Consider the following 18,683-nt stretch of genomic DNA (forward strand, 5'->3'; position numbering starts at 1 on the left):
CGGGAGTTGTATAAAGTAGTACATTTGTTTCTATATGAAAACCAGTATAAAACAGGGTGTTTTATTTCGTGATCTTGGTCAGCTCGGCTACCAGGATGCCTGGGATCTGCAGGAGAGCCTCTTACAGGAAAATGTTCGCATTAAAACCGAATACCGGAACAGGAAGGCAGCACTGGATTCGGCAGCAGACAATCGGCAACCGATTATCGCCGGCCAGCCGGCGCAGGCTGATAATCGACAGTCGATCATTGATAATGAGTTAGTTGGGCCAGATACGATCCATCACCTGTTATTTGTAGAGCATCCGCCGGTTTATACGCTGGGAAAAAGCGGCGATATTGAAAATGTGCTGATCAGTGAGGCGGAAAGAGCGGCCAAGGGGATCAGTTTTTACCATACCAACCGTGGGGGCGACATAACCTTTCATGGCCGGGAGCAGTTGGTAGGTTATCCCATTCTCGACCTGGAAAGGTTCTACACGGATATTGGCAAATATTTGCGGAACCTGGAGGAAGTGATCATTGCCACTATGGCCGATTATGGCTTGAAAGGAGAGCGGTCGCCCGGCGAAACCGGGGTTTGGCTCGACGCGGCTATTCCGGGCAAAGAACGGAAGATCTGTGCTATGGGTATTCGCTGCAGCCGCTGGATCACCATGCATGGTTTTGCGTTCAATGTAAATACCGATCTGTCTTACTTCAATTACATCATTCCCTGTGGTATTCAGAACAAGCAGGTGACCTCCCTGCAGAAAGAACTGGGCCGAAAGCTCGATATGAATGAGGTCAAGGACCGGGTGAAAGCGAATTTTGAAAGAGTGTTTGAGGTAGAGCTAATAGGCTAATTTGATAATGTGATAATTTGATAATTCGATAATGGAATACAAGTCCGAAGGAAAGCTTAGCATGGGCTATGGATTTGAAGGGACTGCTTAAATTGAAGCATTATCACATCATCACATCATCACATTATCACATTGCCTTAATCCCTCGGTATAAAGAATTTGTGCTTTTCCTTCAGTTTGCCGTCTTCATATAATTCGAACCGGTACCAGCCCGATCGTAGAAAATTTACTTTATCGATCAGCAGGGTGGATTCTTTTACTTCCATTATATCAAAGAGCGGAACGCTTTTTTCGTCGAAGAATTTGATAGAATACTTGTGTATTGCGATATACGGCAGGTTGATGGCGACATTCCCATCCTTTTCGGTGTATATGAATTTGGAAGGCTTGAACACTTCTTTCGGAACAAAAGGTTTTAACAGGATGGTGTCTGCGCTGGCAAAGGCAATGGTATCTTTTGTTTTGGAAACGACAGAATCGCGGAACTTCTTCAGCTCCCTGGCATTTATGGTAGCCACCAGCGTATCACGTTTCTTTATAAAGAAGAATTTCTCCGGCTCGGGCGCTTTCACAACGGGTGTGGGTGCGGGGGCTGCCGGTTTCAGCTTTTCCTTTATTTCCTCCGCCTGTGTGGGTGAAACGCCTTCTGTAATGATCACCCGGCGCGCATTTTCGGGCGTTTGTTGTTTCGCTACTGCAACATGTGCGGTATCCCAGAAAGGCCGTCTTGATTTCGTGAATACAAATTTGCCGCTGTCCTGTACAATGAATAACCGATAAAATTGTTTTTCATCCGGCGCTTTGCCGTCAACGATCCCGTTCTGCGGTGCAGTAGGATCTGCCACTGAGAGAACAGTAACAAAACCTTTGGTGCTGTCTTTAGAGCGTTGAACACTTATTTGCTTAACAACGTGGTAATTGTTGACCCAGCTGATAATGACCTTTTTGTTTCCCTTGGTTACGACGGTAAAATCAGGCAGCACTTCCTGCGCCCAGCTGTTGGTTATAAATAAGGTACAAGTTAGTATTAGTAATGCTGCCAGTTTGCGCATGCGCCAATGTTGTATTAGTCGGTAAAGGATTTGGCGTCGCAAATATAATAGTTTTGCGACAGCGGTTTTATATTACAACTTACAGGAATGTTAATGTTCCTGCGGGCAACGACCTGTTGCCCTGTAAACCACCGCTGTGTACTATTAAAATACGACTGCCGGGTTTAAAATAACCGGATTGTACCAGCTGCATCATCCCGAATAACAGTTTGCCCGTGTATACAAAATCGGTGGGCAGATCATGTGTTTGATAAATGGTATTCATAAAACGGATCAGCTCATCTGTTTTCCGCGCATAACCACCGAAATGGTAGTCATAAACAACAGTGTACTGCTGATGAGGCCCGGCGTATTGTTGTACAAAACGGTTGATGCTGTTGTCATCTGCAGGCAATTTCAGACTGCAAAAGCCCAAAACCTGTTGATGTGGTAATGAACCGCGCACTAAGCCCGCAAGCATGGTGCCGGTGCCGGCTGCGCAGGATATATGTGAATAACTTTTTATCTGTGTGAGCTGCAGGATCTCGGCAGCACCCTGTACACCCAGGTGGCTTTGTCCGCCCTGGGGTACAATGTAATAATCAGGGTAAAGGGATTGTAACTGCGGAATGATAGCTGCTTCCTGGCTATAGGCTGTTCGCGCAATGAACTGCAATTGCATATTATATTCCTGCACTTCCTGAAGAGCAGCAGAGAGCAGCGCCGGCCGTTCTCCCCTGATGATGCCAATGCTGGCCAGGTTAGCCTGCCGGCAGGCGAGGGCAGTAGCTACCAGGTGGTTCGACCATGCGCCGCCAAAAGTGAGGATGCCTTTTTTGTTTTGTTGCAACGCTTCCTGGATATGGTATTTCAATTTGAACCATTTGTTGCCCGAAATGACCGGATGAATGCGATCGAGCCGCAATACATCCATGGCAACGTTTTTGTTATGCAAGAGATCGCTGGCAAGTGGCTGTACCACAGCTTTTGTTAAGTCAACCGGTTGATTGAATACTTTGTTTATCAAAATTAATTTCACCACATATTTTTATATTTTCGTGGCTCAATTTTTAAAAATACAATAATGGAACCAACTCTTTTGATTTTGGCAGCAGGCATGGCTTCCCGCTATGGTAGTATGAAACAGATACAATCATTCGGACCCGGCGGAGAAACGATCATGGACTATTCTATTTATGATGCTATACGCGCCGGATTTAAAAAAGTGGTATTTATTATCCGCAAGGAATTTGCTGACGATTTTAAAGCCATAGTGGAGCCCCCGTTAAAAGGTAAAGTGCAGATCGATTATGTGTACCAGGACCTGAAATCATTTACCGATGGTTTCGAAGTGCCTGCCGACCGTACCAAACCCTGGGGAACTGCGCATGCAGTACTGTGCGCCAAGAATACAATCAACGAACCATTTGCGGTGATCAATGCCGACGATTTCTACGGTCGCGATGCATTTGAGAAGGCTTATACGTTCCTTACAAAAGATGTGAATGATAATACGTATTCCATTATCGGTTATGAATTGCTGAAAACATTATCCGACAACGGAACTGTGAACAGAGGTGTTTGTGTGGCCAATGGAAATGGCAACCTGGTGTCTATTGCAGAACGCCTGAATATTGCAAAAGTGAATGGAAAGATCGTTACCGACGACAACCAGCAACCAAAAGAATTACCGCTCGATTCTCAGGTATCCATGAACTTCTGGTGTTTCTCCCCTTCTATTTTCAGCTACTCTGAAAAGCTGTTCAATAGTTTTCTGAAAGAAAATATTTCGAATATTAAATCAGAATTCTTCATACCTATTGTTGCCGATAAATTCATCAATGAAGGAAAAGGCACCATTAAGGTAATACCAACATCAGCACAATGGTTTGGTGTTACCTATAAAGAAGATGCACCTGAAGTGAAAGCGAATTTGGAAGCGCTGGTGAAAGCGGGTGAGTATCCCGCCAAGTTGTGGAAGTAGGTTCGTTCACAGTTGACCACTCGACGAGTTAACTGGTTAACTAGTCAACTCGTTAACTAGTCAACTCGTTAACTAAAGATAGAAGTCCCACCAATAAAAGAAGAAGCCTCCCGATATTTCAGGAGGCTTCTGCTTTATAAGTTGTGCCTTTAGCCTTGAGTGTTTTGAGCCTTTAGCTTTGAGCCTTTAATAAGATTTCACCATAAACACAGCGTCTTCAATTTTCTTGATCTGCTGCACCCGGTCCATATTCCTGATAGACGAGTTAAGCGTTAAGCGGATATTCTCGTAGGTAGAATCTTTTTTAATTTCTTCCAGGCTGCGGAAGATATTTTTGGCGGTAAGAGCAAATACCACCCCTTCGGCTGCTTTCTGGCGGGCATTGATAATGCCGATCACTTCACCGTTCCTGTTGAATACAGGGCCGCCAGAGTTACCCGGGTTGGCCGATACGCCGATCTGGAAGGAAAGGGTGTCGCCATTGTAGCCGGTTTTGGCGCTCATGTAGCCTTCGTTATAAACGATCTCTTCGCGCGGGTAACCCAATGTGAACAACTGTTCACCGAGGTCGGTACCACCTTTGCGGATGCCATAGGGCAGGGGGCCGATGCTTCTGAAATCAGCGTCTTCTATTTTAATGAAGGCCAGGTCTGTTTCGGGATTGGTATAAATGATGCGTGATCTGAATTCCTGTCCTTTGCTGTTTTGTACCACCACAGTAGAGGAACCATTCACCACGTGTGCGTTGGTAACAATTACCCCTTTGCCATCTACAAGGAAGCCGGTTCCACCAAATTTGACCGGTGTATTTTCAGGGGCTTTGGTCGTACGGGCCTGCATGGTATTGATAACCTCGTTGGCTTTCTGGGCAACTTCACGTTTCACTTCTCTTCTCAATCTTTCTATATCGGCGCCGGTTTTCTTTTGTGAGTAGTAAGTGGCCATACCGGCAATGAGCAGGGTGGTGATACCGGCGATGGAAGCGGCAACAGCCATAACCCGTTTGTATTTTCTCCACATTTGGAAAACGGTGGCTTTGGGGGCTTCTTCTTTGATCTCGCCAGACTCGAGCAGTTGGCTGTGTACGTCGTGCAGGGTTAGTTTAAAGTTCTTCCTTTCAGCGAACTGGTCGATCTGCTGTAAGAACATGGTGTGCTCCACAACTTTTTCATCCACTTCGGGATTCGTTTTTCGCAGCTGCTCAAAAGAAGCCATTTCTTCGGGCGACATTTCACCGCGGAGAAACCGTTCAATAGCATCTAATAATTGTAGATCTTGCATTACACGTTGTCGTTTTTAAATTCGGCAAAGAATAATTTCCGAAGTCTCATCAGACATTTATATTTCTGATTTTTGGCGTTATCAGCGTTCGTGTATCCAAAATGGCCGGCAATATCTGTCATGCTCTTTTTCTGCAGGTAAAAAGCCTCGATCAAACTTCTGCAGGGCTCGCCCAGATGTAATAAAGCCTTTTCCATCATCTGGAATTCTGAATTTCGCTGGCTGTGGCTTTCAACTTCTTCCTCCACCGGCACTGTTTCTTCCAGGTTGTTCATACTGGGAAGAAATTTCTGTTGTTGCTGCAGTTTTTTCAGCCAGAGCCGCCGGCTTACCGAGTAAACAAAAGTTTTTAGCTGGCAGTTTAACTCGAAGGAACCGGTTTTAGCTTTCTCGTACAGCACAATAACTGTTTCCTGGAATATGTCGCGTGCGTCGTCCGCAGATCCATTATTGTTGATAATCAACGATTGAACCATATTATAATACAGTTTATAAATGGTTTCAACGGAGTTGCGGTCGTTCAGTGCCAGTCCTTTTAACAATGCTTTTTCGTCGGTAGAATCAGTTTTCACGCTTTGAACCTTTAATTAATACCCAATTTAAATAGAAGTAACCCATCCCGGCCGTAAAATTCACGCCAAAAAGGGCTAAAAACGCCCATTGCCCGAAAGGTTGGACTTTTTTTTAAAAAAAAATAAAAAATCTTAGGGTGACGGGGTTACCTTTTCCCGGATTCTGTATTAAACTTCAAATTGATTTGTTAACAAACAAAAAACGGTACAATGAAAAAACTGTTGTTAGTTTTAGCTATTGGTTCTTTATTCGCTGTAGCATGTAATGATGGTGGAAGCGCTGAAGCAGAAAAAACTGCTGATACTGCCGCTACTGCTCCTACTACTGTAGATACTACTGCTGCTCCTGCTCCTACAGTAGACACTGCCGCTGCTACAGTTGATACAACTAAGAAAGCAGACACTACAAAGAAGAAATAAGTTTTTTTTCATATGGCAAGCAATCGTTAGAGGCCGTCCTGATCCCAGGATGGCCCTTTGTGATAAGCCATAAGAAATTTAAACCCTTCTGCCCGACTGGTGGAAGGGTTTTCTTTTTAGCCCTCCGGCCCCCTGAAGGGGGGATTGCCTTGTTGCCCTTGTGCCTCGTTGCCTCTTTTTCATAAAAAAAGGCTCCCGGTAGGAGCCTTATAGATAATATCAGGGTTAACTAATTTAGCGGTGGCCGTATCCAATATACCCTTGCGTTCCCTTACATCCTGTGCCCCTGGCCCCTTTTGATGCCGCGCAGGAGGTAATAGCTGCACTGGCCAAAATAACCATAGCTACGATAACGATTGTCCGTTTCATTTTGTGATATTTATTAAATGTTAACAATTGCCTGATGAATACAAGGGCAGAACGATCATCAGGTTCATTCAAAGGTTAACGGACTTAAGGGAGAGGAAAATTCTGTCGGATTGGATAGTAGAATGATCAAAATAACAAATAATATCCCGCTTGTGCAAGCCCGGTTCGCAAAAAATATCCGGGTGTATATAAAAAGTTTTTGGTAATCGTTCCACCTTAAATACATTTAGCTGTAAATCCGTTGAATGAAACGCTTGTCCCGGTTGCACCGGGATGGTAAATAATATCAGATGAAAGTACACTTTATAGCTATTGGCGGCAGCGTGATGCACCAGCTGGCGCTTGCCTTACACAAGAAAGGTTACCAGGTAACCGGTAGTGACGATGAAATATTTGAACCGGCCCAATCGAACCTGCAAAAAGAAGGACTGTTGCCGGCCGCCATTGGCTGGCACCCCGCAAAAATAACGGCCGATCTCGATGCGGTTATCCTGGGAATGCATGCCAAACAGGATAACCCGGAATTGCAAAGAGCCCGGGAGCTCAACCTGAAGATCTATTCTTTTCCCGAATATATATACCAGGAAAGCCGCGACAAGACGCGGGTGGTAGTGGGCGGCAGCCACGGTAAAACCACCACGACTTCCATGATCATGCATGCCCTGCGCAAAGCAGGTAAAGATTTCGATTACCTCGTAGGGGCCAGGCTCGAAGGTTTTGATCAATCGGTACAGGTTACCCACGCACCTGTTATTGTATGTGAGGGCGACGAATACCCGGCCAGTGTCATTGAAAAACGGCCCAAGTTCCACTTTCTTTTTCCGCATGTAGCCATTCTCACCGGCATTGCCTGGGATCACATAAATGTTTTTCCAACATTTGATTTTTACCTGGAACAGTTCACCATCTTCATACAGAAGATCGAGCCTGGTGGCATATTAATTTATAATGAAACCGATGAGGTGTTGAAAAAGCTGGTAACCGAAAATAAACGAACAGACATTCGTTATCAGCCTTACCAGGTTCCGGCACATACTATAGCAAACGGCAGAACGACACTTACCATAGAAGGGCAAACGGGTGAATTGCAGGTATTTGGCAATCACAACCTGCTTAATTTACACGCTGCCTGGTATGTATGCCGTGAGCTGGGGATGGATGCGGCCGGTTTTATAAAAGCGGTTTCATCTTTTACCGGTGCCGCCAAACGGTTGGAGCTGCTGGGCCGCAATGAGCACACGATCGTATATCGCGATTTTGCACATGCGCCTTCAAAAGTAAAGGCAACTATTGAGGCGGTAAAGCAACAGTTCCCCGACCGTATGTTGATTGCCGTGCTGGAGCTGCATACGTACAGCAGCCTTAATGAACAGTTCATGAATGAATACAGGGGCGCTATGGACAGGGCCGACAAAACCGTCGTATTCTATTCGAAACATGCCCTGGAACTGAAGCGGATGCCTGATCTGCCGGCCGAAAAAGTAAAGGCGGGTTTCGGCAAGGAAGGACTGAACGTGCTGAACGATAAGGGTGAGCTGATGCAATGGCTGCAGCAGCAACAGTATAAAAATGCCTGTCTGCTGTTAATGAGTTCCGGTAACTATGATGGGGCAGATATACTTACCTTTGCAAAGGATATAACAGCTATTAATAATTAGTATTATATTGTTGACCGGTTGTTGCGAAGGCTTTCCCTGCAAACAGTGATTTGCTTTCAAAATTTTTAACCGGTAGTAAACCTGATACCCGTTTGATGTGTTTATTGTCAGCAGGAAAGGAATTTTTATCAATTTGAATCTTTTTACCCATAGGCCTAATTTTATATAACCATTATCAATTATCATTGCTGAATGTTGCAGTTAAAGAAGCCGCTGGCAATCATTGATCTTGAAACTACCGGGGTTAACCTGGGCTCGGATCGTATCGTTGAAATAGCTATAGTAAGAGTTCAACCCGATGGCACCCGCCAGATAAAACGAAAACTACTCAATCCGGAAATACCTATTTCGGCTATATCGCGCGATCTACATGGTATAACCAATGAAATGGTGAAGGATGCGCCTACATTTAAACAGGTGGCCAATGAGATCAAACAGTTCCTCGATAATTGCGACCTGGCCGGTTACAATTCAAACCGCTTCGATATTCCCCTGTTGGCCGAGGAATTTTTACGGGTAGGGCTGGAGTTTGATTTCAGCAACCGCAGACTGGTTGATGTTCAGAAAATATTCCATATGATGGAACAGCGAACCCTGAGTGCGGCATACAAATTTTATTGCAATAAGAACCTCGAAGGGGCGCATGGAGCAGAAGTGGATGCTGTAGCCACCTGGGAGATTTTACAGGCCCAGATCGAGAAATATCCGCAATTGGGAAACAGCGTAGAAACGATCATTACCTGCATTGGCGATGACTGTATCGTAGATTTTGCCCGGCGGATGGTAATGGAGAACGGGGTGGAAGTTTTTAATTTCGGCAAACATAAAGGTCGTGCGGTAGCAGATGTGTTAAAAGCTGAGCCTCAATATTATGATTGGATGATGAAAGGAGATTTTCCGATGCATACCAAGGCCAAGCTGACCGAAATATTTAACAGAACCTTGTTAAAGAAAGGATTGTGATCTCCTGTCAATTTATTTAATTGCAAATGTGTAATTTATATAATTGCACAATTTGAATTATTGTATTTTCGTATTCCAATATCAATCAATTTGTTTGGAAAACATCGTTATCATACCAACCTACAATGAACGGGAGAATATCGGTCATTTGATTGATATCATCTTTGCCCAATACGATAATTTTCACATTCTTGTTATTGATGATGGCTCGCCCGACAATACCGCTACGCTGGTAAAGGAGCGCCAGGCAAAATATGCCGGCAAATTATTCCTCGAAGAACGTAAAGGTAAACTGGGGCTGGGTACTGCCTACATTCACGGCTTTAAATGGGCATTGAAAAAAGGCTATCAGTTCATTTTTGAAATGGATGCCGATTTTTCTCACAATCCCAAGGACCTGCAGCGTTTATACGAGGCCTGCAAAACCGGTGGCGCCGATCTGGCAGTAGGTTCACGGTATGTGAAAGGCGGTGGAACCATCAACTGGCCCCGCAACCGGATTCTGCTTTCAAAAGGCGGCTCATTATATACCCGGCTCATTACCTGGATGCCGGTTAGAGATACCACCGCCGGTTTCGTATGTTACTCACGCGAAGTGCTGGAATCGATCAACCTCGATCAGATCCGTTTCCTGGGATATGCGTTCCAGATCGAAATGAAATTTGCTTCCTGGAAGCTGGGTTTCAAAATAAAAGAAGTGCCCATTATTTTTGAAGACCGTAAATACGGCGTTTCAAAAATGCACAAAGGCATCGTGAAAGAAGGGATCTGGGGTGTATTGAAATTGCGCTGGCTCAGCCTTTTCAAAGATTACCACAACCGCGTCAAAAACACCGGCACCAACTCTTATGGTACGGTATCCAAACCGGGCGAAAAGGTGCTGGCGAAAACAAAATAACTATATAAGACGATCATCGGGTGTGGCATCCGCCGGCTGGCGGATGCCACACCTTTTTTATACCTTCGTTTTCCATGCGAAAAGCATTTCTACAGTTGCACACGGCGGTTTTTCTGGCCGGGTTTACAGGTGTTCTGGGCAGGCTCATTTCGCTCAACGAGGCGCTGCTGGTGTGGTATCGGTTACTGATCACAGTACTTACGCTGTGGGTGCTGTATAGCTTTAAACGCGATGTATACCGCATTACATGGAATGGTGCAGTGCGCATAACAGGGGTAGGCATTATTGTAGCGCTGCATTGGGTAACATTTTATGCCAGCATCAAGTACGCGAATGTTTCGGTGGCGCTGGTATGCTTTTCGGCCATTGGTTTTTTTACCGCCATCCTGGAACCGCTAATCACCAGCAAAGCCTTTAACAGCACCGAACTGCTGCTCGGACTGTTCGTGATCGGCGGCATCTACCTCATTTTTCATTTTGACCCGCAGTTCAAAACAGGTATTATCCTGGGGCTTATATCGGCATTACTTGCGAGCCTGTTCCCTGTTTATAACCGGTTATTGGTACAGCAATACAAACCTGAATCGGTGACCCTGTACCAGTTGAGCGGCGGTTTTCTGTTCCTTACCCTGTTGTTGCCGCTATACCTGTATTTTGTTCCGGCCGGTCATGTTATACCCACCCTGGCAGATACCGGCTGGTTGCTGGTGTTAGCCTGGTTCTGCACCGTATGGGCATTTAATTTATCAATGAATGCTTTGAAAAAGATCTCTGCTTTTACCGTGAATCTCAGCTATAACCTGGAACCTCTCTATGGCATTGCGCTTGCGTTTGTACTCTTCAGGGAAGACAAATACCTCTCCGGCTCATTTTATATTGGCTTGTTATTGATCTTATTATCGGTCTTCCTGCATACCTTGATTGTTTATCGAAGGCATAAAAGCTGAAGGCTAAATCCGCCTTCGCCAGTGCTAGGGCGGACAAGCAGATGCAACGGTATTAGCTGCTTTCGTGTCAAGGCAGTAAAATGGTATAGCACATGAAAAAGGTATTTTACATCCTGGTTATTTTTGTAATGTCGGCATTCGTGGCCTGCAAAAAAGACAAAACCGACAATGGTTTGGCGCAAGACCTTATTGGAAGCTGGGAGCTGGCTGCTACCTCGGCCTCTATTACACCAACGGTGTCGCATCCCCCGGGCCAGGGCAATTTTTTGTCGTTTAATGACAATAAATATTTCATCTACGAAAATCATGAGCTGGTTAAGGAAGGCAGCTACACGGTTGTGATAGATACCACTCATTCTGAGAATGTTTGCCTGACTTCGCCGGGAGGTGAATTCGCCCGTCGCATTATCTTCGACAATGATGGGTCGGCCAATAAAACATTCTTTAATGTAGCTGCTCATAAGCTCGTGTTACGCTCAGGATGTTTTGCTGTTGATGCGGGTGTGGAGAAGGTATACAATCGCGTCTTTGCGCACTAACTTTGGCCCCAACTAAATGTGATAATTCGATAATGTAAATACACTTTCCATGCATTATCACATTATCAAATTATCACATCATCACATTAGCTAATTATTATAAGCGGTTATTCTGCAGGATAGCAGTTGCGGTAGAAATAAAGTTTGTATTAATTTTATTTTTTAACCGACTACAACTCATGAGAAGAATACTCGCGCTCCCTGTATTGTTGCTGGCAGCAGTAACCGCTTCCGCCCAAAAAAAGCCCCTTACGCATGCCGTGTACGATGGCTGGCAAAATATTAATGAACGTTATATCAGCAACGATGGAAAATGGGTGGTATACACCATCACGCCGCAGGAAGGAGATGCCACCCTGGTGATCCAGGCTACCGATAATTCCTACAAAAAAGAAATTCCCCGTGGCTATGCAGCCGCTATTACCGAAGACAACCGTTTCGTGATCTGTAAGATCAAACCGCTGTTTGCGGCTACCCGCGAGGCTAAGATCAAAAAGAAAAAAGCCGAGGATATGCCGAAAGACAGTCTGGCCATTGTTGAAATGGGCAAAGACAGCGTGTTGCGATTACCACGTGTACGATCATTTAAATCACCCGAAAAAGGAACCGGTCAATGGATGGCGTATCTGCGGGAGAAAGCACTGCCGGCGCCGCCGAAACAGCCGGACTCGCTTGCCCGGTTGACGGATCTGGTGCGCATGGCCGATAGCCTGGCCCGCGTGGCCGACAGTTTGCGCAACAAGGCGAATGAAGCAAAAACAAAAGGCCTGCTTGCCCTGCAGGCGCCGAAGAAAGAGAGTAAGTCAAAGGGTGAAACAATTGAAGAAGGCACTGAACTGGTGCTCAGGAATTTATATACCGGGGAAGAAAGGACCTTTCCGCTAACAAATGATTATTATTTCAGCAAGGCCGGTAATACGCTCGTTATAGAAACCACGCGCAGCAATGCCGATACCCTGAAAAAAGCAGCCATCCTTTGGCACCAGGTGACCAATGGAAGAACCGATACGGTGCTGCGCGGCTTCAATGTAGCAAAAAGCTTTGCGATCGACGAGGCCGGTACACAACTGGCGTTTATTGCCGAACGCGACAGCAGCACGAAAGCGCTGCAGAAATTCTATAAATTATATTATTACCGGCCCGGTATGGACAGCGCCCGGTTACGGGTCGACAGAACTACTGCCGGCGTTGCCAAAGGCTTAACACTGAGCGAAACGCAGGCGCCTGAGTTCAGCAGGAATGGTCAGAAATTATATTTCGGATTAATGCCGATCCGCAAGCCAAAAGATACCACACTCGTTGATTTTGAAACAGCCAAACTCGACATCTGGCATTATAAAGACGATTACCTGCAGCCGCAGCAGCTGGTGCAACTGAACACGGAATTACAGCGAAGTTTCCGGGCTGTGCTGAATGGAGATGATCACAAGGTGATCCAGTTGGGCGCCGAAGATGCAGAAGTAGTTCACCTGGCAGATGAGGGCAATGCAGATCATGTGCTGGCCGCGACCTCCAAAGGCAATCGTGTTGAATTCCAATGGCTGGGTCATTCGAAATACAATGTGTACATCATTTCAACCATCGATGGCTCGCGTAAAGCAGTCAAGGACAAAGTACGCTCGCCGATAGCTATCTCGCCAAAAGGCAAATATGTGATCTGGTACGATGCGGTACAACGTAATTATTTTACCTATAACGTGAGCAGCGGCGTCATTACGAATATCACTAAAAGCATCGCCGTTCCCTTATATCAGGACGATGATGATCATCCAGACGATCCGCCTGCTTATGGCATCATGAAATGGCACCAGGACGACAGGTTTGTATATGTGTATGATAAGTATGATGTATGGCAATGCGATCCCGATGGCAAGACCCAGCCCCGCAATTTTACCAACGGGTACGGCCGGTTGCATAAGACGAGGTTCCAGTATATGTCGCCTGACAAGGAAGAAAGATACATTTCTGATGGCCAGAAACTGGTATTTAAAACATTGAATGAAGTAAACAAGTATGGCGGATTGAGCATTTATGATACGCAGGAAAAGACATTCAACCAAACGCAGGTGGATGGGCCCTTCCAGATCGGTTTCCAGGTAGTAAAAGCCAAAAACGCCGACACCTGGGTATACACAACCGAAAGTTTCGACAGGTCGCCATCGCTGGCAGTCAGCGAATGGAGCAAGTCGACCAATACAAAATCGGGCCATGGCACATTGCCACAAACCATACTGGGAACAACCAATCCGCAACAGAAAGAATATAACTGGCTAACTGCCGAGCTGGTAAAATGGAAAATGTTCGATGGAAAAATGTCGGAAGGGTTATTGTTCAAACCGGAAGATTTTGATGCGAAGAAGAAATACCCCGTGATATTTTACTTCTATGAAAAATATTCAGAGACCCTGCATATGTACCGTGCGCCTGCGCCCAGCGCTTCAACCGTTAATATCCCTTATTTTGTAAGCAATGGTTACCTGGTGTTCATTCCCGATATCTATTATAAGAAGGGAGAGCCTGGCGAAAGTGCTTACAACGCGGTTGTTTCAGCAGCCAGATCTCTCGCGAAAAAGCCGTGGGTCGATTCTACCAAAATGGCTATTCAGGGACAAAGCTGGGGTGGCTACCAGGTGGCTTACCTGGTTACCCGCACCAATTTGTTTGCAGCAGCTGAAGCCGGTGCACCGGTATCAAACATGACCAGCGCCTATGGCGGCATTCGCTGGGGAACCGGCCTGAACCGCCAGTTCCAGTACGAACGGTCACAAAGCCGTATCGGCGCTACTTTGTGGCAACGGCCCGACCTGTACATCAGGAACTCACCTTTGTTCAGGGCCGATAAAGTAAATACGCCCCTGCTTATTATGCATAATGATGCCGATGGTGCAGTACCCTGGTACCAGGGCATTGAATTCTTTACCGCTTTGCGCCGCCTGGGTAAAAAAGTATGGATGTTACAGTATAACGGTGAAGATCATAACCTGGTTGAAAGAAAGAACCGCAAAGACCTCAGCATCAGGCTGGCTCAATACTTCGATCATTTTTTGAAAGGAGCGCCTGCGCCTCGCTGGCTGGCGGAAGGATTACCCGCTACGTCGAAGGGCATTGACTGGGGAACGGAGGTTGAGGAGAAAAAAGGTTTTTGATTACCACCATTTAATTTCTGATTTCTGATTTCGGGATTTTGAGATTTAATTCTAAAAATCCCGAAATCTCGAAATCTCAAAATCGCGAAATCAGAAATGTTTTTACGCTGCTTTCGATATATATCTTACCAGACTCCGTTTCGCTACCGGTAACAAAGTTTCCGAAACAGGAAACGACAATTCGGTCTCAATGGAATATACAGCGGGATTAGGCATGTCGCGGTTATTGCGCAACAGTTCAGCCTTGATGTTCTCGTAGGTATTTACAATATTGCGTTCCCAGTCATTCACATATTCTGTTCTGATAGCCCGGTATTTTTCGTCGTGCTTTTCAAAAAAGCTCAATCTGTATTGATACACCATTGTAGTACGATGCGAACCTTCACTCAAGAAGAAATAACCTTCATTCGTGTCAAGCGGTACCAGTCCAACCGGAAAAATATTCAGCTTCTCCTCCACAAATTCATAGATCTCTGTGCCATTACTGATGGTTGTTTTCAGTTTATCAGCCGAATAGTTGATAATATCCTCCAGTTCCTGCATCAGTTCGTCATCTTCGATGATCTGCTCATACAACAACTGCAGCTTTTCAATCTGAACACCTGTTAATTTTTTAGGAAATTGTTCCTGTAAGAATTTTTTGTTCTCTTTTAATGCCTGCAGATTATTATAATGAAAGATAACATCCGATAATTGCGGGTATAATTTAGATTCATTGAAGTATTGGGTCACCTGTTGAAGATAGGCGAGAAGCGTATATTTCTTTAACTCGAAATCAATATAGCCTTCGGCAAACCAGGTTTCTGAAAGCGTTTTCATTCGATTACGTTTTAAAAGTTTAGAATTTAGTTGATCCGGGCACTGCAGGCAAATGATTGACCTTATCATCAATTTACAAAAAAAAGACCGTGCCAGGAAGTGATGGTTTAACTATTTTCCGTTAAAACCGGGTTCTGCCCAACGATGTTTAACCGGGCACACAGTGAACAATTCGGGCGCTTAATTGTAAACGCGGGTCCTGTAAGATTAGTATATAAAAAAATAACCCTGACATGGCCGTCAGGGTTATTTCCTACTATTTGAAAGCGACTTATAACGTTCTTTCCACTGAAAAGTTCTCCAGTTCTTTGGCTACTGCATTCAGGAATGTAGAACCTAATGCGCCATCGATGATGCGATGATCGTATGACAGCGACAGGTACATCATGTGGCGGATGGCAATGAAATCGCCCTGCTCGGTTTCAATAACCACTGGTCTTTTCTTAATTACGCCGGTTGCCAGAATAGCTACCTGCGGCTGATTGATGATGGGAGTGCCCATCAGGCTGCCAAAGGTGCCTACATTGGTAAGCGTAAAAGTGCCCCCCTGGGTATCATCGGGCCTTAAGCGGTTATTGCGCGCTGCATTCGACAGCGAGTTCACCTGGCGGGTGAGGCCAACGAGGTTCAGCTGATCGGCGTTACGAATAACCGGTACGATGAGGTTACCGGTTGGCAGGGCAGTGGCCATACCAATATTGATGTCTTTCTTTACGATCAGTTTATCACCATCAACGCTGCTGTTCAGCCAGGGATATTTTTTAATGCAGCGAATAATGGCTTCTATGAACAGGGGTGTAAACGTGAGCTTTTCACCTTCCTGTTTTTCAAACTCTTTTTTAACCTTATCGCGCCAATGCACCATATTCGTTACATCGGCTTCGGTAAAGCTGGTAACGTGTGCACTGGTTTGTTTGCTGCGGATCATGTGGTCGGATATCAGCTTGCGCATGCGATCCATTTCAATGATCTCGACATTACCGCTGTAGGTTTGGATGTGGCGCTCAGGTTCCTGCTGGGGCTGATGCACCTGGGGCAGAATGGTCGGTGTGGATTCAGCCGCTTTCTGAACGGGTGAAGCAACAGCCGCACCGCCGCCGACCTTACCGGCTTTTTTATTGGCAATGTATTGCAGGATATCTTTTTTGGTAACCCGGCCTTCATTTCCCGTACCGGGAATATTTTCCAGCTCGCTGAGGCTAACGCCTTCGCTGGTGGCAATATTCAAGACCAGGGGAGAATAAAAACGCGAACCGTTTTGGGCAGCCGGTTGATGGCTGAACGACTCACTGGTAACTGGTTTGTGGTTCATGTCGTGCGCCAGCGGGCGGTTTTCCGCTACTTCCGCGGCCGGACTGGTAACCACTGGTGTATTGGTTGAAGCTGGTTCTGCAGCATTTGACCGGATGCGGGCAATCACCGTACCTACGGGTACGACGTCATTCACATTGAAAAAGGTTTCTTCAATAACGCCTTCAGCAATGGAGGGTACCTCACTGTCCACTTTATCGGTGGCAATTTCAAGTACCGCTTCATCCATCTTCACTGTTTCTCCGGGATGTTTATACCACTTCAAAATAGTGGCTTCCATAATACTTTCACCCATTTTAGGCATCACCAGGTCAACTAGAGCCATATGCAATTGCAGATTTTAATTTCCCGCCATGGCGGGAAGGTTTATGATTTCACTTTTAGTTTCGGGCCGGATCAATAACTAAAGTCGCGAACTTATTAATTAATACTCAAATCGCAACATCAAAACCTTAGAACTTGGAACTTAGAACTTAGAACTTAAAACTTTGAACTTTGAACTTCCAAGGCGCCAAAGGTAATGATTTATGCTAACAACTGTTTGCTTATGCGTTTTCTACAATAAATTTCCGTAAAAGATTCAATGCCTGGATCGCCGTCATTTCAATATTCCGCGCACGATCGAAGCGGAACTGAAATCTATGGGTGACCAGCTTAGTTCGGTCGCCGGCAGCCACCCAAACGGTGCCCACCGGTTTTTCGGGTGAACCACCATCGGGTCCCATGATACCTGAAACAGCTACGGCGTAATCGGTATTCAGTTTGGCCAGGGCGCCGGCAGCCATTTCTTTTACCACTTCCTCACTCACTGCCCCTGCTTTTTGCAGGGAGGCAGGCGATACATTCAGTGCCGAGATCTTTATCTCGTTGTCGTAACTTATGATGCTCCCTTTATATATGTTACTGGCCCCGCTAATGGCTGTAATAAGATGGGCCATATATCCGCCTGTACAGCTTTCTGCAGTGGCCATCGTTTTTTTTCTGGACCGTAACAATTTGCTTAACACCATGGGCAGGGTCTCATCTTCATCGGTCACCAGCCATTCCTGAACCAGTTGTTTCAATTTGCCAAATTCGGTATCCAGCTCGTTTTCCAGCCGGGTCTTATCGGTGCTCCATCCGGTAATGCGCAACCGTACCATGCCATAATTGGGCAGGTAGGCGAGCTTCAGGTGTGCGGGCAGTTTTTCTTCCCAGTCTTTAATCCGTTCTGCAATAAACGATTCGCCCATACCCACTGTAAGCAGCGTCCTGTGTGTTATGAATGGCATTGTGAATGTCTGCTGCAGGCGAGGCAGCACTTCTGCGGTCATCAATCCTTTCATTTCATGTGGTACACCGGGAAGAGACACAAATACTTTACCATTCTTTTCAAACCACATGCCGGGCGCTGTGCCGCGGGCATTGGGCAGCACGGTACAAACATCAGGCACTTCTGCCTGCTTAAGATTGCGTTCGATAATAGGGCGGCGGTATACCTGTTCAAAAAGATAGATCAGGTGTTTTCGCACTTCTTCATTCATGACCAGCTTTCCGCCGAAGTATTCACACAGTACCGGTTTGGTAATGTCATCGGCAGTAGGGCCCAGTCCACCGGTAATGAGAATGATATTCGAATCGCGGCTTTCCTCATTGAGTGCGCGGATGATCTCTTCTTTACTATCACCTACAGCCACTCTTCTTTTTACCCATACCCCGGCCTTGTTCAATTCCTGCGAAATGAAAGCGCTGTTGGTATCAACTACCTGGCCTATCAGCAATTCATCACCAATGGTTATTATGGAGGCGATAATCTTTTCCATAGCAACAAATGTAGACATAATGTGCTAATTAGCTGATGTGCTAATTAGCTAATGTGCCAATTAGCTAATGTGCCAATGAATACAGGTTTCGATAGCTTT

At 45.7% G+C, this 18,683-nt stretch carries 18 protein-coding genes; 9 read left to right on the forward strand and 9 right to left on the reverse strand.

Annotated elements, in window-relative coordinates; all coding sequences use genetic code 11:
• Nucleotides 1–34 precede the first annotated feature (34 nt).
• On the forward strand, nucleotides 35–844 hold the full coding sequence (gene lipB, locus JUB15_RS15460) for a lipoyl(octanoyl) transferase LipB (RefSeq protein WP_207513391.1): 810 nt from the start codon (nucleotides 35–37) through the stop codon (nucleotides 842–844).
• Between the two features lie 137 nt (nucleotides 845–981).
• On the opposite strand, the gene JUB15_RS15465 is transcribed toward lipB, so the two are convergent.
• Both JUB15_RS15465 and JUB15_RS15470 read right to left on the reverse strand, forming a co-directional pair.
• A complete protein-coding gene (locus JUB15_RS15465) occupies nucleotides 982–1,896 on the reverse strand; it encodes a hypothetical protein (protein WP_207513392.1) in 915 nt (304 codons plus the stop codon).
• A gap of 79 nt (nucleotides 1,897–1,975) precedes the next feature.
• Complete coding sequence (locus JUB15_RS15470) at nucleotides 1,976–2,917, reverse strand: 1-aminocyclopropane-1-carboxylate deaminase/D-cysteine desulfhydrase (protein WP_207513393.1); 942 nt, start codon at nucleotides 2,915–2,917, stop codon at nucleotides 1,976–1,978.
• Nucleotides 2,918–2,959: 42 nt separating this feature from the next.
• Between JUB15_RS15470 and JUB15_RS15475 the strand changes: the two genes are divergently transcribed.
• Entirely contained in the window at nucleotides 2,960–3,859 is a 900-nt protein-coding gene (locus tag JUB15_RS15475) for a nucleotidyltransferase family protein (RefSeq protein ID WP_207513394.1), read from the forward strand.
• A gap of 186 nt (nucleotides 3,860–4,045) precedes the next feature.
• Here JUB15_RS15475 and JUB15_RS15480 read toward each other — a convergent pair whose 3' ends face one another.
• Nucleotides 4,046–5,140 carry a S1C family serine protease gene (locus JUB15_RS15480; protein WP_207513395.1) on the reverse strand — a complete coding sequence of 365 codons (1,095 nt, stop codon included), beginning with the start codon at nucleotides 5,138–5,140 and terminating at the stop codon, nucleotides 4,046–4,048.
• Nucleotides 5,140–5,712 carry an RNA polymerase sigma factor gene (locus tag JUB15_RS15485; RefSeq protein ID WP_207513396.1) on the reverse strand — a complete coding sequence of 191 codons (573 nt, stop codon included), beginning with the start codon at nucleotides 5,710–5,712 and terminating at the stop codon, nucleotides 5,140–5,142. The genes JUB15_RS15480 and JUB15_RS15485 overlap by 1 nt, the downstream gene beginning before the upstream one ends.
• A gap of 210 nt (nucleotides 5,713–5,922) precedes the next feature.
• Between JUB15_RS15485 and JUB15_RS15490 the strand changes: the two genes are divergently transcribed.
• A complete protein-coding gene (locus JUB15_RS15490) occupies nucleotides 5,923–6,132 on the forward strand; it encodes a hypothetical protein (protein WP_207513397.1) in 210 nt (69 codons plus the stop codon).
• A 234-nt stretch (nucleotides 6,133–6,366) separates the two neighbouring features.
• On the opposite strand, the gene JUB15_RS28615 is transcribed toward JUB15_RS15490, so the two are convergent.
• Nucleotides 6,367–6,501, reverse strand: a complete 135-nt coding sequence (locus JUB15_RS28615; RefSeq protein ID WP_255539637.1) for a hypothetical protein — start codon at nucleotides 6,499–6,501, stop codon at nucleotides 6,367–6,369.
• Between the two features lie 290 nt (nucleotides 6,502–6,791).
• Here JUB15_RS28615 and JUB15_RS15495 point away from each other — a divergent pair, with 290 nt between their 5' ends.
• On the forward strand, nucleotides 6,792–8,159 hold the full coding sequence (locus JUB15_RS15495; RefSeq protein ID WP_207513398.1) for a UDP-N-acetylmuramate--L-alanine ligase: 1,368 nt from the start codon (nucleotides 6,792–6,794) through the stop codon (nucleotides 8,157–8,159).
• Here JUB15_RS15495 and JUB15_RS15500 read toward each other — a convergent pair.
• Nucleotides 8,149–8,310 carry a hypothetical protein gene (locus tag JUB15_RS15500; RefSeq protein ID WP_207513399.1) on the reverse strand — a complete coding sequence of 54 codons (162 nt, stop codon included), beginning with the start codon at nucleotides 8,308–8,310 and terminating at the stop codon, nucleotides 8,149–8,151. The two genes, JUB15_RS15495 and JUB15_RS15500, sit on opposite strands and share 11 nt — an antisense overlap.
• 41 nt (nucleotides 8,311–8,351) lie before the next feature.
• Here JUB15_RS15500 and JUB15_RS15505 point away from each other — a divergent pair, with 41 nt between their 5' ends.
• From JUB15_RS15505 to JUB15_RS15525, 5 genes are all read left to right on the forward strand, one after another.
• Nucleotides 8,352–9,122 (forward strand): 3'-5' exonuclease, encoded by a 771-nt coding sequence (locus JUB15_RS15505; RefSeq protein ID WP_207513400.1) that lies wholly within the window; start codon nucleotides 8,352–8,354, stop codon nucleotides 9,120–9,122.
• Nucleotides 9,123–9,216: 94 nt separating this feature from the next.
• A complete protein-coding gene (locus JUB15_RS15510; protein ID WP_207513401.1) occupies nucleotides 9,217–10,020 on the forward strand; it encodes a polyprenol monophosphomannose synthase in 804 nt (267 codons plus the stop codon).
• 74 nt (nucleotides 10,021–10,094) lie between these two features.
• Nucleotides 10,095–10,967: a DMT family transporter gene (locus JUB15_RS15515; protein ID WP_207513402.1), complete on the forward strand. Its 873-nt coding sequence runs from the start codon at nucleotides 10,095–10,097 to the stop codon at nucleotides 10,965–10,967.
• Between the two features lie 92 nt (nucleotides 10,968–11,059).
• A complete protein-coding gene (locus tag JUB15_RS15520; RefSeq protein ID WP_207513403.1) occupies nucleotides 11,060–11,506 on the forward strand; it encodes a hypothetical protein in 447 nt (148 codons plus the stop codon).
• Between the two features lie 179 nt (nucleotides 11,507–11,685).
• A complete protein-coding gene (locus tag JUB15_RS15525; protein ID WP_207513404.1) occupies nucleotides 11,686–14,652 on the forward strand; it encodes an alpha/beta hydrolase family protein in 2,967 nt (988 codons plus the stop codon).
• Between the two features lie 102 nt (nucleotides 14,653–14,754).
• On the opposite strand, the gene JUB15_RS15530 is transcribed toward JUB15_RS15525, so the two are convergent.
• The 3 genes from JUB15_RS15530 to JUB15_RS15540 all read right to left on the reverse strand — a co-directional run bounded on the left by JUB15_RS15530 (nucleotide 14,755) and on the right by JUB15_RS15540 (nucleotide 18,584).
• Nucleotides 14,755–15,471, reverse strand: coding sequence for a hypothetical protein (locus JUB15_RS15530; protein ID WP_207513405.1), 717 nt, complete (start codon nucleotides 15,469–15,471; stop codon nucleotides 14,755–14,757).
• Between the two features lie 271 nt (nucleotides 15,472–15,742).
• The gene (locus JUB15_RS15535) at nucleotides 15,743–17,107 is read right to left on the reverse strand and encodes a dihydrolipoamide acetyltransferase family protein (RefSeq protein WP_207513406.1); all 1,365 of its coding nucleotides are present in this window, start codon (nucleotides 17,105–17,107) and stop codon (nucleotides 15,743–15,745) included.
• Between the two features lie 220 nt (nucleotides 17,108–17,327).
• On the reverse strand, nucleotides 17,328–18,584 hold the full coding sequence (locus tag JUB15_RS15540; protein ID WP_207513407.1) for a CinA family nicotinamide mononucleotide deamidase-related protein: 1,257 nt from the start codon (nucleotides 18,582–18,584) through the stop codon (nucleotides 17,328–17,330).
• Between the last annotated feature and the right edge of the window lie 99 nt (nucleotides 18,585–18,683).

Origin of the sequence: Longitalea luteola (assembly GCF_017356035.1) — a bacterium.
GTDB lineage: Bacteria > Bacteroidota > Bacteroidia > Chitinophagales > Chitinophagaceae > Niastella > Niastella luteola.